Source organism: Rouxiella aceris (assembly GCF_012933545.1).
In the GTDB taxonomy this organism is placed as follows: domain Bacteria; phylum Pseudomonadota; class Gammaproteobacteria; order Enterobacterales; family Enterobacteriaceae; genus Rouxiella; species Rouxiella aceris.
This window is the reverse complement of sequence record NZ_JAADJU010000004.1, coordinates 195,770-211,139: the sequence shown is the minus strand read 5'-3', so window position 1 is coordinate 211,139 and position 15,370 is coordinate 195,770. Positions and strand designations below refer to the sequence as shown.

General features: G+C 50.7%; 13 protein-coding genes and 1 tRNA gene. 7 read left to right on the top strand and 7 right to left on the bottom strand.

Translation table 11 applies throughout. The features are described 5' to 3' along the window. Nucleotides 1–17: 17 nt before the first annotated feature. The gene (rutR, locus tag GW590_RS09240; protein WP_408014920.1) at nucleotides 18–680 is read left to right on the top strand and encodes an HTH-type transcriptional regulator RutR; all 663 of its coding nucleotides are present in this window, start codon (nucleotides 18–20) and stop codon (nucleotides 678–680) included. A 63-nt stretch (nucleotides 681–743) separates the two neighbouring features. Here rutR and GW590_RS09235 read toward each other — a convergent pair whose 3' ends face one another. From GW590_RS09235 to GW590_RS09225, 3 genes are read right to left on the bottom strand one after another with little or no spacing between them, the layout of a single operon-like run. Next, nucleotides 744–1,463, bottom strand: a complete 720-nt coding sequence (locus GW590_RS09235; RefSeq protein WP_169402730.1) for a DUF554 domain-containing protein — start codon at nucleotides 1,461–1,463, stop codon at nucleotides 744–746. A gap of 35 nt (nucleotides 1,464–1,498) precedes the next feature. Then, nucleotides 1,499–2,092 carry a UbiX family flavin prenyltransferase gene (locus GW590_RS09230; protein ID WP_169402729.1) on the bottom strand — a complete coding sequence of 198 codons (594 nt, stop codon included), beginning with the start codon at nucleotides 2,090–2,092 and terminating at the stop codon, nucleotides 1,499–1,501. A gap of 15 nt (nucleotides 2,093–2,107) precedes the next feature. Continuing rightward, entirely contained in the window at nucleotides 2,108–3,604 is a 1,497-nt protein-coding gene (locus GW590_RS09225; protein ID WP_169402728.1) for a UbiD family decarboxylase, read from the bottom strand. Nucleotides 3,605–3,953: 349 nt separating this feature from the next. Between GW590_RS09225 and GW590_RS09220 the strand changes: the two genes are divergently transcribed. After that, complete coding sequence (locus GW590_RS09220; protein ID WP_169402727.1) at nucleotides 3,954–4,853, top strand: LysR family transcriptional regulator; 900 nt, start codon at nucleotides 3,954–3,956, stop codon at nucleotides 4,851–4,853. On the opposite strand, the gene GW590_RS09215 is transcribed toward GW590_RS09220, so the two are convergent. Continuing rightward, nucleotides 4,840–5,739, bottom strand: coding sequence for a LysR family transcriptional regulator (locus GW590_RS09215; protein ID WP_169402726.1), 900 nt, complete (start codon nucleotides 5,737–5,739; stop codon nucleotides 4,840–4,842). The genes GW590_RS09220 and GW590_RS09215 overlap by 14 nt on opposite strands. Before the next feature lie 131 nt (nucleotides 5,740–5,870). Here GW590_RS09215 and GW590_RS09210 point away from each other — a divergent pair, with 131 nt between their 5' ends. Both GW590_RS09210 and GW590_RS09205 read left to right on the top strand, forming a co-directional pair. Next, nucleotides 5,871–6,281, top strand: coding sequence for a GlcG/HbpS family heme-binding protein (locus tag GW590_RS09210; protein ID WP_169402725.1), 411 nt, complete (start codon nucleotides 5,871–5,873; stop codon nucleotides 6,279–6,281). A gap of 26 nt (nucleotides 6,282–6,307) precedes the next feature. Further along, complete coding sequence (locus GW590_RS09205; protein ID WP_169402724.1) at nucleotides 6,308–7,036, top strand: SDR family NAD(P)-dependent oxidoreductase; 729 nt, start codon at nucleotides 6,308–6,310, stop codon at nucleotides 7,034–7,036. 66 nt (nucleotides 7,037–7,102) lie between these two features. On the opposite strand, the gene cycA is transcribed toward GW590_RS09205, so the two are convergent. Then, on the bottom strand, nucleotides 7,103–8,503 hold the full coding sequence (cycA, locus tag GW590_RS09200) for a D-serine/D-alanine/glycine transporter (protein WP_169402723.1): 1,401 nt from the start codon (nucleotides 8,501–8,503) through the stop codon (nucleotides 7,103–7,105). A 355-nt stretch (nucleotides 8,504–8,858) separates the two neighbouring features. On the opposite strand from cycA, the gene GW590_RS09195 reads away from it, so the two are divergent. Both GW590_RS09195 and GW590_RS09190 read left to right on the top strand, forming a co-directional pair. Next, a tRNA-Lys gene (locus tag GW590_RS09195) sits at nucleotides 8,859–8,934 on the top strand. Nucleotides 8,935–9,360: 426 nt separating this feature from the next. Then, nucleotides 9,361–10,923 (top strand): methyl-accepting chemotaxis protein, encoded by a 1,563-nt coding sequence (locus tag GW590_RS09190; protein WP_235955900.1) that lies wholly within the window; start codon nucleotides 9,361–9,363, stop codon nucleotides 10,921–10,923. A 37-nt stretch (nucleotides 10,924–10,960) separates the two neighbouring features. On the opposite strand, the gene GW590_RS09185 is transcribed toward GW590_RS09190, so the two are convergent. Then, nucleotides 10,961–12,727, bottom strand: a complete 1,767-nt coding sequence (locus GW590_RS09185; protein ID WP_169402721.1) for a putative bifunctional diguanylate cyclase/phosphodiesterase — start codon at nucleotides 12,725–12,727, stop codon at nucleotides 10,961–10,963. A gap of 193 nt (nucleotides 12,728–12,920) precedes the next feature. On the opposite strand from GW590_RS09185, the gene leuA reads away from it, so the two are divergent. Then, nucleotides 12,921–14,588 carry a 2-isopropylmalate synthase gene (gene leuA / locus GW590_RS09180; RefSeq protein ID WP_169402720.1) on the top strand — a complete coding sequence of 556 codons (1,668 nt, stop codon included), beginning with the start codon at nucleotides 12,921–12,923 and terminating at the stop codon, nucleotides 14,586–14,588. On the opposite strand, the gene GW590_RS09175 is transcribed toward leuA, so the two are convergent. After that, complete coding sequence (locus tag GW590_RS09175; RefSeq protein ID WP_169402719.1) at nucleotides 14,585–15,367, bottom strand: AraC family transcriptional regulator; 783 nt, start codon at nucleotides 15,365–15,367, stop codon at nucleotides 14,585–14,587. The genes leuA and GW590_RS09175 overlap by 4 nt on opposite strands. Nucleotides 15,368–15,370 lie beyond the last annotated feature (3 nt).

Genomic DNA, 15,370 nt, shown 5'->3' with positions numbered 1-15,370 from the left:
GGCTACGGGACGAGAGGGTGAAAGAATTGGCAACAGAGGGCATCACCGAACAAAAAAAACCGGCGACCCGGCGTTCGCGAGCCGTGGCGGCTAAACGCAGCACCATTATGGCCGCCGCGCTGGAGTTTTTTTCTTTATATGGCATTCATGGCACCAGCCTTGATCAGGTGGCCGATCGTGCGGATGTCTCCAAAACCAACCTGCTTTATTACTTTCCGTCTAAAGAAGAGCTCTACGTTGCCGTGCTTAAGGGGCTGCTGGAAGTCTGGCTGGCACCGCTCAAGGCGCTGACTGCCGATCAGCAACCGATGGCGGCGATTAACGAGTATATCTATCTCAAGCTATGCGTCTCCCGCGACCATCCGCAGGCCTCGCGGTTATTCTGCCTGGAGATGGTCCAAGGGGCACCGCTGCTGAAACAGGAGTTGGGCACCCATCTTAAAGCGCTGGTGGATGAAAAATCGGCGATTATTCGCGCCTGGGTGCAGGCAGGGCAGATAGCTCCCATTGAGCCTCTGCATTTGATCTTTACCCTCTGGGCCACCACCCAGCACTATGCGGATTTCAGTGTGCAGATTGAAGCAATTAGCGGTAAGACATTAAGTGATGAGGCTTTTTTTGCGCAGACGGTGGCCAATATTCAGCAAATTATTACTCGTGGAATACGGCCTGAGCTGTGAGGTGCAAGATCTGACAGGCAAAAAAATGCTCATCCCGCTACGGCGATGAGCACTATTGGCCGGTCAAAACGGCACGTAGGTTGACCATAGCCAGGAAATCGGCATCACCAATATCAGGGTGGGCAGCATATTGGCCACCGGAAACAGCTTGATACCGCTGATACGAAAGCCTGCTGCCAGCATAATAAATCCCCCTGCGGCGGTGAAATCACCCATCATGGCAGGAGTGGTCAGCGGCATAATCAGCCCGGCGGCCGCCGCCAGACAGAGCTGAATAATCAATTGCGGAATGGCGATCACCGCCACCGCATAGCCCAGCGCTGTCGCGAAAATGGCGGCGGTAAACAGGTCCATAATGGTTTTGACCAGCAGGATCGACGGGTTTCCGGTCATCCCTTCGGTCATGGCACCAATAATCCCGGTGCCGCTGGCACAAAAGAGCACCAAAATTGCCACAAAGGTTTCCTGAAATGCCTCGGCAGTCATACCTTCTTTAGCTGGTGCAATGCGTTCCACCAGTTTTTTGGAGGCACTGCCAAACAGGCCAATCTTTTTTTCCAGGTAAATCAATTCGCCGATGGCGGCACCGAGGATCAACGCCAGTATCACCGCCGGTAGCGATTTTATTTTGACAATCAATACGATCCCCAGACCAATTGACGACAGTCCAAAGGTCATGGGAAGCGCAGTACGTAATCTCTCTGGTAAACGTGTTCCCAGGAAAGCGCCAACCAGCCCACCGATAATCACGGCGGAGCCATTGGCGAAAGGCCCAATCAACATACAATCACCTATAAGTGTTATTTCTATTATTTGAATTAACTGATCTGTTCCTGATCGGTTATTTCCCGGTCGCCCCATCTTGGCAAGTCGGGTACCGGTAAATCAAACAGGTCCAGTGCGCGGCCAACACTGTGTGTCACAATATCATCCAGACTTTTTGGTCGCTGATAGAAGGCGGGAACCGGCGGGAAAATAATCCCGCCCATTTCAGTAACAGTGCGCATATTGTTGATATGTGAAAGATTCAACGGTGTTTCACGTACCATCAATACCAGCCGTCTACGCTCTTTTAACACCACGTCGGCGGCGCGGGTTAACAGATTGCTGGTCAGGCTGTGTGCAATGCAACCCAGGCTGTTCATGGAACACGGCGCAATCAGCATGCCCATCGTCTTAAACGAACCGCTGGAAAGGGTGGCACCGAGATTACCAATGGCGTGGACCTGGTCCGCCAGCGCAATAACCTGCTGACGTGTGTAGTCCGTCTCCATTGCCCGGGTTACCTCTGCACCTTTGGACATCACCAGATGCACCTCAATATCCATGGGTTTCAGCAATTCAAGGGCTTTGACACCATATTGGAAACCTGAGGCACCACTGATGCCGATGATAATACGCCGTGTTGTCATGACCTGCTTACCTGGTTATTTAAAGTCTGGAAGAAAACGTGTGACGTCTACTTTTTTGAATTTAGAGCGTTCAAAGTGATGCTTCAGATGGAAAGGCACCGTACAGTCAAAGATCACTTTGCATGAAGTACCCACCTGTGGCAGGAAAGGACTAAATTCAGGCGTTTGTGACGGATCCAGCGGATGGCAACGTACGCCCGGGATCATGACGGTGCTGACATCCCCTTGATAGCGCGTTTGCATCGCCCACAGTACGTCATCACTGTCAAAGAGATCGACATCTTCGTCCACCAGAATGACGTGTTTCAGTTCCGGGAAGGCCGAGAATGCCAACAGGGCCGCCTGGCGCTGACGACCTTCATCGGTGGCTGAGGCTTTCTTGAATTGCAGAACAGCCAACAGTTTGCCGCCACCGGCAGTATGGGCATAAACATTCAGCAAACGGCCAGGCATGGCACGTTCCACCATATCGAGAATACTGGCTTCGGTCGGGATACCGGCCATATTAACGTGTTCACCGCTTGGACCCAGGGTGGTTTGCAGGATCGGGTTTTTACGATGGGTGACAGCTTTGATTTTGATTACCGGTAAAGCTTCTTTGGCATCGCCGGTATAACCCGGGAATTCAGGCATCGCCTTGCCGGTATCGGTATTTTGGTCTTCACGAATTCGTACGTTAGGCAATAATTCGCCTTCGATAACGATCTCCGAGTGGGCGATGGCCCGTTCGTTGATGCTGATACAGTTAACCAGCTCAACCGGATAACCGCGCAGTGCACCGGCGACGTTCAGTTCGTCATAACCCAGTGGCGTAGTGGGTGGCTCAAAGCAGGCAGCAATATTAATTGCCGGATCGACACCAATGCTGATGGAGATTGGCAGCGGTTTACCGGCAGCTTCGGCTTTTTGGCGGAAGGCGTCGATATGGCGTCCTGGTGTCAGCCACATCGTCAGTTCATCACGGCTTTGCACACATAGACGGTGAATGGTGACGTCAGACTCACCGGTTTCCGGGTCGGAGGCGTAGCACAGGCCCATGGTGAAGTAGGGACCCGCATCTTCTTCGGTATTGGTCGGTGCCGGTAATAGCGTACGGATATCAAATTCGGGAGAACTGGCCAGATGGATCACTTCCTGGCAGGCAGCCTGTCCACGCTCAATGGTTACCGGCGGGATCGGGTTTTGCACCGAGTCCTTTAGCAGGAAACCCAATTTCTCTGGCGCGCAGCCCAGCAGATGGCCGGTACGTTCGCGGGTAGAAAGAATACCGGTGACCACGCGCACGTCCGGATAACCTTTGACGTTGTTAAACATCATGGCCGGACCTTTACGCGTTGGGCGTTCGCAGGTACCGCCAGCACCTACGTAGCGATAGATCCCGGACAGTTCAGCGTTGGGATCGACTTCTACATCCGTGGAGACGATTTCATTGGGTAGGGTTTGCAGAAATTCGATGGCCGAACGAAGATCGTGAATTGGCGTTTCTTTATTTCTCTGGGTGTTCTTTTTCATTTTATTTGCTCAGTTAAGTTAAAAATAACCGTGGTGCAAATTAAAATTACTCTTATGCCCATAAAATAAAAAATACCGTTTAAGTATGCAGGTAGATCAGAAAGGTTGAGCTTATAAAATAGTTATTTTTTCGTTTGCCTGTAACGCTTTGTTAACATGCTGATGGCATATGTTACGTAACTATTAAGACTGTATTGCAATTAATTATATTTTAACAAATTGACTATAAATATATTCTTAATTTATTATAGCGGCTAATAAAGGGTTTTCGGTGATGATATGAGCCTGTGCGCTGTCATCAATAATATAAAAGTGTTACTTGGCAAGAAGTCTGAGATCGGGGTCACAAATGGATCTTAAAAGAATGCGGTATTTCTGCACTATCGTTGAGCAAGGCTCGATCAGCCATGCCGCCCGGGTGCTCAATATGGCGCAGCCGCCGCTGAGCAAGCGGTTACAGGAGCTGGAAGCCGAAGTGGGCGCACCGCTGTTTGATCGCTCTAATCGGGCTATGGTGCCTACCGAAGCCGGTGTCTATCTCTATCAGAACTCAAAAGAAATACTCAATAATATTGATAATATTCGTCTGCAAACCTTACTGATTGCCAGCAGAAATAAAAAAACTATTCGCATTGGTATTTCCTATCTGTTCTTGACTTATTTTAGTCAGTTTATTCATGAGTTGACTAAGCGCCATCCTGATATTGAAATTAATATTTCGGTCGCAGATTCCAGCCATTTGGAATTTTTGCTGGTCCAGCGCATTATCGATATTGCGCTGATCCAAAAACCGAAAACCAGTAAAGCCTTTGAGTTTATCGATATGGGGGCAATGAAATTGGTGGCGGTGATCGCCAAAAGTTTAATGCCGACCCCGCCCGGGCCAACCATTACCCTGGAAAGCATGATCTCTTTCCCGTTAATTCTCTTGCACCGGGTGGGAGGCAACGGCACCTTCGAAGTGATCATGGATATTCTGCATAAATACTCGCTGGATATTAATATCATTATGCAGGTATCTGAACCGCGCTTTATCCTCGAGCTGTTTAATCTGGGCGTTGAGGCCGCTACCCTGCTGCCGGTTTCCGAGGTCAATGCCCAGGATCTCGATAACTATCATGTTATCGATGTCGATTATCCGTCTTCGCTGTTTATGCCTGTGGTCGTCAGACTGGCTCATGCATCAGGTAATCCGGCGATGAACGAAATCTGGCAGACGCTGCAAAACAGCGAGCTTAAAGGTTGCTGATGGCGCATTGCTGACAATAGGCGGTTAGGCGATCAATAAATACGCGCACCTTGCCGGCAACGCGAACACCCGGTGGTCGTAAAATATACAAATCATACTCTGGCAGGCGATAGTCGGTAAACAGAATCTCGACCTGGCCCGCTGCCAGCGCCTCGCTGACCATATACGCCGGTAAATTGGCGATGCCGCGCCCGGCAAGCAGCCAGCGTAATAACACTTCGCCGGAGTCTGAACGATAGCGTCCCCCGGGCAGAACCCGAGTGGTGACGCCCTGTTTTTCGAAAACCCATTCTGCCAGTGTGCGGCCCGAATAGATCAGGCAGTCGCGCGAGCTTAGCTCTGCCAACGAGTCCGGGCGACCATATTGCCGAAGATAGTCCTGGCTGGCGACCACCACCGTGCGCAGTGAACTAATTTTGCGAGCAGCAAAGCTCAGCTCATTAATTCTACCGATGCGCACCGCCACGTCATAAGGTTCATTTTGCAGATCGGCATAGTGATCGCTATAGGAGATATCTAACTCCAACTGGGGGTAGTGCAGCGCCAACTGATCGAGCACCGGTTCCAGATAGCGAATACCGAATGAGTAGGGTGCCGTGATGCGCAGCGGTCCGCCGATGGCTTCAACCGGCTCGGCCACCGCCTGATAGGCATCTTCCAACTCGGCGAGGATCTGTTTTCCCCGACGATAAAACTCGTCGCCGGCGGCAGTCAAGGTGATATGGCGGGTATTACGCAGCAGCAGACAAACCCCCAGTTCCCCTTCCAGCCGGTCAACCCGTCGACTAATCACCGAGGTGGAGACCCCCGATTGGCGCGCTGCGCGGCTGAAACCACCGGCTTCAGCGACGCTGACAAAGCTTTTGATATCCATTAATACCGGCATGAATATTCCTTTTTCGTCAATACAGTGTTGACCAGTCTGGCAGTACTGCCACCTTAAGCCAAATGTTAAGTTAAAGGGAAGTTGACCTGCTGCGGGTCCGGCTACTATCGGATAATTAAAGGTAAAAAAATATGCTGTCTCCGTCTTATCACGTAAGTCATATCACCATTGCGGCAGCAAATGAGTTGCTCAACATCGGCTTGGCCGCCGCGCGTCAACAGGATATGGCGGTCAGTATTGCCATCGTTGACCGCGCTGGTTTGCTGGTGGCATTTGCTCGTATGGATCAGGCGGCCATTGTGTCGATCAATGTCGCCCAAGGTAAAGCGCGCACCGCTGCCAGCATTGAAGACAGCAGCGAACGCTTTGAACAGATGATTAATCAGGGGCAGACCGCCATGCTGACGGTTCCCGATCTGCTGCCCTTAAAAGGCGGCCTGCCTTTACTCTTCGAGGGGCAGATTATCGGCGCCGTTGGCGTCAGCGGTTCCTCCGGCGAAAACGACTTGCAGGTTGCCCGAAGTATCGCCAACGCATTGTAATTAATCTCAACCTAAAGCAGAGCAAGATGATGACGCTAAAAAACAAACGTATTTTGATTATCGGCGGCAGTTCGGGTATTGGCCTGCGTGTTGCCGAACTGGCGGCAGAGCAGGGGGCAGATCTGCTTATTCTCGGTCGTGACGCTAAACGATTAGACCACGCACAGGCGACGCTGGCAGCATTGACCGGCCGCGTAGAGGCGGTAAAACTTGATGCCACCGATATCCGGGCATTTAGTGAATTTGTAGCGGATCTACCGCCGATCGACCATATGGTGTCGATGCTGGGTGGCGCCATGGGCGGCGGATTACTCAGTGCCGATTTGGGTGAAATCAGCAAAAATATTGACGCCAAGTTTCAGGCCAATTTACAGGTGGCGCGTATTATCAGTTCGAAACTCAATACCAACGGTAGCATGGTCTTTACCTCGGGGAGTGGAGGACGGCCGCATACGGCCTCCGGTGCCTATGTTGGCAATATGGCTTTGAAAGCCCTGACCGAAAGCCTGGCGGTGGAGCTGGCACCGCGTATTCGCGTTAATGCAGTGGCACCGACCTGGACGCCCACGCCGTTCTGGCGCGATTTGCCCACGGCACAACGGCTGGAGATTGAGCAGCGTTTCTGCGAGTTGATCCCGCTCAAACGGGTAGCCACCCTGGACGAACTGGCCAGCGGTTATCTGTTTTTGCTGCAAAACGGTTTTATTACCGGACAGGAGTTGGCGATTGACGGCGGGATTATGCTGACACTGTGAGCGTCAGCGGGGTTATTTGCATCCGGCGCAGGGCGCGCCGGATGTTGATATCAACAGCGTCAAAAATCAGGCGGCGAGTTTTCTGCCGCGCAGCCAGTAGCCGATACCCAAAATCACAAACCACAGCGGGGTGACCATCAGTGCCTGACGGGTGTCACTTTGCAGGGTCAGCAGTACCAGGACAAAGGCAAAGAAGGCCATTGCCACCCAGCACATCGGGATGCCCAGCGGCATTTTATAGTCTGAAGCGGCATGCAGTTGCGGACGCTTGCGACGATAGACCAGATAAGAGCAAAGAATAATCGTCCAGACAAACATAAACAGGATCGCCGACACCGTGGTCACCAGGGTAAAGACCGTGATGACATTGGGGATCAGATAAATCAGCACCACACCACCCAGCAGGCAGATACAGGAGAAAATCAACCCGTTTGACGGTACTGCCCGCGAGGAGAGTTTGGCAAAGCTTTTTGGCGCCATACCCTCTTGTCCCAGCCCAAACAGCATGCGGCTGGTGGAGAAAATCCCGCTATTGGCCGAAGAGGCAGCAGAGGTCAGCACCACAAAGTTGATAATACTGGCCGCGGCAGGTAAGCCGGCAAGGACAAAGAGTTCAACAAACGGGCTTTTGTCAGCCGCAACCTCACCCCAGGGGGTGACGCACATAATGCTCACCAGCGCGAAGACGTAAAACATAATGATGCGCACTGGAATGGCGTTAATCGCCCGAGGCAGAGATTTTTTCGGATCTTTGGTTTCTGCCGCAGTGGTACCCACCAGTTCAATGCCGACAAAGGCAAAAATGGCTATCTGGAAACCGGCAAAAAATCCGCTAATGCCTTTCGGGAAGAAGCCGCCGTTATTCCACAAATTGTTTACCGAGGCCACGGAGCCGCCCGGAGTATGGTAGTGCAGCAATACCATCACCAGTCCGGTAATGATCAGGCCAACGATAGCGACAATTTTGATCATCGCAAACCAGAACTCTGTCTCGCCGAACATTTTTACGGTGGCCAGGTTGAGACTAAACAGTACCAACACAAAAATCAGCGAGGCGACCCACTGTGACAGCCCCGGAAACCAGAACTGCGCGTAAGAAGTGACGGCGACCACATCGGCAATGCCGGTGACCACCCAGCAGAACCAATAGGTCCAGCCAGTGAAATAGCCCGCCCAGGGACCGAGCAGGTCAGCGGCAAAATCGCTAAAGGATTTATACTCCAGATTGGACAGCAGCAGCTCGCCCATGGCCCGCATCACAAAGAACAGCATAAAACCGATAATCATATAGACAAATATGATCGAGGGGCCAGCCAGGCTGATGGTTTTACCCGAGCCCATAAACAGCCCGGTGCCGATAGCACCGCCGATGGCGATTAACTGGATATGGCGGTTACTCAGGTTGCGACGCAGATGCTCTGGCGTGTCTTCCGCCGACTGCGTGAGGATTTTTGAATCTTGTGACATATCGTGTTTATTCCTGTCGTATATGAAGTATAAGCTCTATCTGGCTCTTTTTATTGCTATTTATGGTTGTCTACCTATCGAGGATTAACGGCTCACTGGCAGAAGCGGGTCATGATAATGTTAAATTCCGGCCAATTATAACCTCGATGAAAAATAATCTAATAATAAATGTATCATTATTTTTACATACCACCTCAGTGAGTGTTTATTAGACAAAATATTCTCGCAGAGGGGGCTGAATAATACCTGATTATTACCTGATGACTATCAACATCATGGTTATGCTCCGGCCAAGAGAAAAAAATCTATTAAGTAATTGACATCTGACGCCCAGAAGCGAATAATCCGTGCCGTTGGGTCGTTAGCTCAGTTGGTAGAGCAGTTGACTCTTAATCAATTGGTCGGCGGTTCGAACCCGCCACGACCCACCAACAATTTCAGTGAGTTAGGTTTTTTTCTTACCTCGCTAAACAGTATCAATAATATCAATTCATTATTCCCCGCTGTATTAAAGTAATTATTAACCACCTATTATTATCTGCTCAATCAAATAGCTTCTCGTAAGTTTTTTCTCTCTGTATGATTTAATAATCATCAATTAATATTTTACTTGAAATATTTTACCTTGCTTTTTTGATATAATTTTATCAGGTGATTTACCTTAAGTAACAAGTAACACCCTCCTCTATTACCCTGTAAATACCACTGAAATATTTCTGTCATTTTTGCTGCGTAGAATGGCCTATCTATTGATTTTATGAAGGCCTATCATGCGATCTTTTTTTAGCAGGCTTCCTGGTTTGATGTTGTTATTTTTAAAGGGCAATACGCATTTTCTCAGAAAAACTAAAAGCATTATGTTTTATTTAATTTGGATTATTGCCTTATTTTCATCTGTACAACTTTTTTCTACGCTGGTGTTATCCAATATTTTACAGCACGCCACCCAAAGTGTTGTGGCCAACGACAGTCTGCATAATCAGCAGGCGATCATGGATAAAGCCAGAATGGAGTTGCTGATTGCCAGCGATAAGCTTAACCGCGCCGGGATTTACTTTATGCAAGATAAGGAAACCGGGTCTGACGGCAGCTGGCACAGCCTGATGCAAGAGTCGCTGAGCGCGCTGGAAGCCTCTCATCAGGCATTTCTGCAGTTTAGCCAACTGAGCGTCGCGACATCCCCGGAGATGGGACAAGCGCAACAGGAACTGAAAGACGCCTATCAGAGTTTCTATCAGGGTTTACAGGAACAGGCCGCAGGTTTACAAAGCAAAAATAGTATTGATGTATTTTTTGAAGTGCCGATCCAGGCCTTTGAAAGCGATTTCAGCGACAAGTATTATGCCTACCTAAAGGTTAACGATGAGATCACTCGCCTGGGCAGTGAGCAACTATTGCGCTCGTTATCTTTAACCACAAAGCTATTTATTGCCGCATTGGCGGTGGTTGCCTTTATTTCTCTGGCCGTTTGGCTTGTCGCCCGGCGAAAAATTATTAATCCCTTAAAGCAGCTGATTGCCAATATTAATATTTTGGCTAATGGCGATCTTTCACAAACGCTGACAGTCAGTCATTCCCCTGTTATCGAAGTACAGCAATTAAGTTACAGTCTGCAAAATATGCAGCAAGGATTGCGCCAACTGGTTAGTGAAGTGCGTAGTGCCTCTGAGCAGATTTATCAGGGAGTGAATCAGATTGCCCAGCGCAATGAAACCCTTTCGCAGCAGGCAGAGACACAAAACGAAGAGTTACAGCACGCGGCGACGCATATTAATGAGCTAAACCAGAAAGTTAAAGATAATACCGAGCATGCCGAACTGGCCAGCTCCCGCGCCGCGCAGGCTAAGGAAGTGGCGGTTAACGGCGGTGATATAATGCAACAGGTTGAATTATCGATGAAAGTGATTGTCGACCAATCATCTGAGATGAGCAGTATCGTTGCATTAATCGATAGCGTTGCCTTCCAGACCAATATTCTGGCCCTGAATGCGGCGATAGAGGCGGCCCATGCCGGACAGAGCGGGCGTGGATTTGCGGTGGTGGCGAAGGAGATTGGCCTGCTGGCACAAAAAAGCAGTCATTCTACCCAGGGCATCCATCAATTGATTAACAAGTCGATGGAGCAGGTATCTGCCGGATCGGGTTCGGTGCAGATATTAAGCCGCTGTCTGCGCGAAATTATCAGCCTGTTTAGCGGCTTAAGCTCGCTGGTCACTGAAATTTCCCAGGCCTCACATACTCAGCGCGAAAGCCTGGACGAGGTGTCAGAACGTATCTCTGCTCTGCATCGGGTGACTGAGCAAAATAGCCAACTTGCCGGACTTACTGCCAGCGGCTCGGTACAACTGTTACAACACTCGCAACAGCTGGAACGCGCGGTGGCCAGTTTCTTACTGGCCGGTCCCGAGCAAATAGCCTGATATTGGCGCAAAATGCGTGGCTGACCACTGCCGCGCATCATGAATAGGCTTTTGACCAGTCGATGATTTTATCCTGCGCCATCGGCTGCGAGTAATAAAAGCCCTGCACCGTATCGCAGTTAAACTCTTCAAGACACAGCAGCGTCGCTTCATCTTCCACGCCTTCGGCGATCACTGAATAGCTCAGGGCGTGTGCCATATCGATCATCGATTTCACAATCACTTTGCTTTTGTAATCACTACAAATCGCCTGCACCAGTGACTGATCAAGTTTCAGCACTTCGGCGGGGATATTCTGCAGATAATTGAGATTGCTATAGCCGGAGCCAAAATCATCGAGGGCAATTTTAATCCCCAGTTGTTTCAGGGCATTTAGCGACGCTACGGCGAAAGGGCTATCGACCATTTGCTGCGTTTCAAGACACTCAATCTCCAGCATGGCCGGGGAGACTTGATGGGTAATCAGCGCCGCATGAATTCTTTTTACCAGGTCCCGTTCCAGCAGGTTATTGGCAGTAATATTAATGGAGACATTAATATCCATGCCTGATTTTTGCCAACTGGCAATCTGCTTGATCGCCTGGGTGATCACCCAGTCGGTCAATGGGGTAATTAACGGGGTTTTTTCCGCCAGCGGGATAAACTCGGAAGGGGAGATTAATCCCAGCGTCGGGTGCTGCCAACGCAGCAGGGCTTCAACACCATTCAGCTTTTTATCATTAAGCCGAATTTTAGGTTGATACAGCAACTCCAGACCTTCTCCCGAATGCACGCTGCTAATCAAGTCATTAAGCAAGCTAAAGGCACGCAGCTGGTGGTGATCCTTATCCAACTGATACGGCATCAATAACTGCTTTTCAATGATCGCCTCATGCAATGCCGACATGGCTTCGCGGACAATCTCCTGCGGCAGTTTAAATGGATTCGAAAATTGGGTATATCCGGCGTGCAGATGAACCTTAATGGGAATGTCAGCGGTGATATTTTGCTGAATTTTATCGGCTGCCAACTGCAGATCGTTAAAAATAGTCGCCTGGTCTTCCAGTTTTTTGATAATCGCAAAACGTCCCAGCACCAGGCTGTAGACTTTTTCGTTCTCGTTAAGCTCACTGCGCAGGAAGGTACCGATATTGGCCAGAATATCTTCTACCAGCGGGATCCCCATCGCGCGGCCAATATCGTAGGCGTAAAGGGTATCCAGGGTATCGACCAAAATCAGCAGGTAGCTGGTTTCGCTATCCTGTTGTTGTAACAGGTCGAGATCGGCAATCAGTCGCTGCCGATTGGGCAGGCGGGTAACAATATCGGTCAAGGCAACGGCGTGGCGTGTTTCAATGATATCAATGACGATAGCAGCCAGGTCGGTCAGCATATCTTTTTGACGATGGCTAAATTGCAGGGGCGTATCTGCAAGCAGGCACAGGCTGCCGAGGGCAAAGCCTTCACGAGTGATCAACGGAGCACCGGCGTAAAAACGGATATTGGGTGGTCCGGCGACCAGCGGACTATTTTTGAAACGATCATCTAATCGCGCATCTTCAACGATAAACACTGCTTCCGAGCGGATGGTGTGGTCACAAAATGCCGTTGTTCGGTCGGCACGCTCGAGAGTGGTGCCGATTTTGGACTTAAACCACTGTTGGTGTTCATCCAGCAGGGTAATCAGGCAAATGGGAACGTCAAAAATTTCACGGGTCAGTTTGGTGATCAGATCCAGCACGTCGTCATTAGACGTTTCCAGGGCCTTAAGCTCTTGCAGAGCAGAAAGCCTTTTACTCTCGTTTGGATTCAGAACCCTTTTCATGCGTGCAGCCTCAGCGTGCAGTCAGCGTCATTTTTGAGATTAGCACTATATCCTTAGTTCATAATCTTTTTCAGTTTCTTTTTGTCCGTTCTGCGTGGGTGGCTGTCATTTAGCGAGGCGCATCACCGAGTGCATTGCGCCATACTCTTTTTGGCAGCGGAATATGGTCCGCAGTGAATAATGGAGAAAAAGTATGTTAGCCGACCCGTCGCAAAAATATGTTGCTTTCCCACCGGTAAATTTGACCGATCGCCAATGGCCGGGAAGAACCCTGGATAAAGTGCCGCAATGGTGCTCCAGCGATCTCCGCGACGGTAACCAGTCGCTTGCCGAACCTATGGATAATGAGCGCAAGAGACTATTTTTTGATCTGTTGTTGCACTGTGGTTTTAAGCAGATTGAAGTGGCTTTCCCTTCGGCTTCACAAACGGATTTTGATTTTGTGCGTGGATTGATCGCCGATAACGCTATCCCGGAGGATGTCTATATCCAGGTATTGACGCCGTCGCGCAGCGATCTCATCGAGCGCACCTTTGAGTCATTGATCGATGTTCCCCGCGCAATTGTGCATTTATATAATGCCACTTCGCCGATCTTTCGCGAGGTGGTGTTTAATCAGGATAAGGCGGCCACTCTGGAGTTGGCGGTGCGCGGTGCCCGGCAGATCCGCCAGCTTTGCGAACGCTATCCACAAACCCAATGGGTATTTGAATATTCACCGGAAACCTTCTGTTTTACCGAGCTGGATTTCTCGCTGGAAGTCTGCGAGGCCGTCGCTGCTGTCTGGGAGCCTTGTGCCGAACGACCGATGATCCTTAATCTGCCAGCAACGGTTGAAGTCAGTACGCCGAATATCTATGCCGACCAGATTGAGTGGTTCTGCCGCCACTTTAGCCGCCGCGATCGCGTTTCTATCAGCGTGCATCCGCATAATGACCGCGGGACCGGCGTGGCCTGTGCCGAATTGGCAATGTTAGCCGGTGCCGACCGGGTAGAGGGATGTCTGTTTGGTAATGGTGAACGCACCGGCAATGTCGATTTGGTGACGCTGGCATTGAATTTCTATACCCAGGGGATCTCACCCGGGCTGGATTTCAGCGATTTGAAGCACATTGTTGAAACCGTGGAGCAGTGTAACCAGTTACCGGTACACCCGCGCCATCCTTATGCCGGTGAACTGGTCTTTACCGCCTTTTCCGGTTCGCACCAGGATGCGATCAAAAAAGGTTTCGCTGCGCAGAAACAACGTAATGAGCCGCGTTGGCAAGTCCCCTATCTGCCATTGGATCCGGCCGATGTCGGCTGCAGTTATGAAGCGGTGATCCGCGTCAACAGTCAGTCGGGAAAAAGCGGGGCTGCCTGGTTGCTCGAGCAAAATCATGGTTTGCAGTTGCCGCGTGGTTTGCAGATTGAGTTCAGCAAAGCCGTGCAAAATGCCACCGATAGCAGCGGCAAGGAGATGGGGACCCGTGATGTCTGGCACTTATTCCGTCAACGCTATGGGTTGGTTGAACAGCCGGAAATGCAACTGTTGAGCTACGATATCCGTACTAATGAAAGTCAGCTGCGTGATTTCAATGCCACAGTCAATTATCAGGGCAATACATTGACGCTGGTGGGGCGTGGCAATGGCCTGTTGTCAGCGGCGGTAAACGCACTGCAACGCAGTTTTGATCTTATGCTGGAAATTGGTGATTACCATGAGCACACTCTGGGACATCAGAGTCACAGTCGCGCCGTGGCCTATGTTAGTTGCCAGCGTCCTCAGGGGGAACGAGTGTATGGCGTCGGGATTGACAACGATGTCTCCAGCGCCTCGCTCCAGGCCTTGTTTAACGCCTGCGCACAGTTGCTGCGTTAACGGGTCGTCAGCATCGGGCGAATGGCCGGATTAATATATTCGCTGGGAGAAACGCCCAGCGTTCTACGAAACATGGCACTAAACGCGCTTGGACTGTCGTAACCCAGTTCCAGCGCCACTTCCAGCACCGTTTGCCCCATCGCCAGCGCATTCATTGCCGCCAGAATTTTGGCACGTCGTAGCCAGTCGCTAAATCGCAGCCCGGTTTCGCGCTGAAAACGTCGTGACAGCGTTCGGGCGCTGATCCCCAGTGTGCCGGCAATCTCTTCAAGTTCCCAGGTCGCCGATAAATTGCTGCAGATTTGTTGACAGAGGGCAACTAACTGCGGATCTGTCGCCTGCGGCAAATGTAGCGGTAAAATGGGCAGCAGTCGCAGTTCATCGAGGATCAGTTCGGTGATCCTTTCGTCGCGACCGCCCGGCGTGTACTGCACGGGGAGGTGAAAAGAGGCGAGGATTAACTCACGCAGCAGCGGGGAGACTTGGACTACCTGACACTGTGAGGGCAGATCGGCGCGGGCCAGGGGATCGACAAACAAAGTACGGGCCTGAACGCCGCCAATAAAACGCAGACTGTGGCTGACATGGGCCGGTAACCACACCCCGCGTCCCGAGGGCACCATCCAGACCCCAAGCGGGGTGGAAACCTGGACGACGCCGGAAAGTGCATGGATCAGCTGAGAGCAACGATGACTATGTACGGGTTCGCAATCGCCATGTTGGTAATCAATTGCCACGGCGGCAATCGACTGGTTTTCTGCTAAAAAATTCTCATGCATGGT

Excerpts from the sequence above, each read along its gene's own strand:
- cycA (WP_169402723.1), bottom strand. The coding sequence starts at position 8,503 with ATGTCACAAGATTCAAAAATCCTCACGCAGTCGGCGGAAGACACGCCA.
- GW590_RS09220 (WP_169402727.1), top strand. The coding sequence starts at position 3,954 with ATGGATCTTAAAAGAATGCGGTATTTCTGCACTATCGTTGAGCAAGGC.
- GW590_RS09215 (WP_169402726.1), bottom strand. The coding sequence starts at position 5,739 with ATGCCGGTATTAATGGATATCAAAAGCTTTGTCAGCGTCGCTGAAGCC.
- GW590_RS09210 (WP_169402725.1), top strand. The coding sequence starts at position 5,871 with ATGCTGTCTCCGTCTTATCACGTAAGTCATATCACCATTGCGGCAGCA.
- GW590_RS09185 (WP_169402721.1), bottom strand. The coding sequence starts at position 12,727 with ATGAAAAGGGTTCTGAATCCAAACGAGAGTAAAAGGCTTTCTGCTCTG.
- GW590_RS09190 (WP_235955900.1), top strand. The coding sequence starts at position 9,361 with ATGTTTTATTTAATTTGGATTATTGCCTTATTTTCATCTGTACAACTT.
- GW590_RS09225 (WP_169402728.1), bottom strand. The coding sequence starts at position 3,604 with ATGAAAAAGAACACCCAGAGAAATAAAGAAACGCCAATTCACGATCTT.
- GW590_RS09230 (WP_169402729.1), bottom strand. The coding sequence starts at position 2,092 with ATGACAACACGGCGTATTATCATCGGCATCAGTGGTGCCTCAGGTTTC.
- GW590_RS09235 (WP_169402730.1), bottom strand. The coding sequence starts at position 1,463 with ATGTTGATTGGGCCTTTCGCCAATGGCTCCGCCGTGATTATCGGTGGG.
- leuA (WP_169402720.1), top strand. The coding sequence starts at position 12,921 with ATGTTAGCCGACCCGTCGCAAAAATATGTTGCTTTCCCACCGGTAAAT.
- GW590_RS09175 (WP_169402719.1), bottom strand. The coding sequence starts at position 15,367 with ATGCATGAGAATTTTTTAGCAGAAAACCAGTCGATTGCCGCCGTGGCA.
- GW590_RS09205 (WP_169402724.1), top strand. The coding sequence starts at position 6,308 with ATGATGACGCTAAAAAACAAACGTATTTTGATTATCGGCGGCAGTTCG.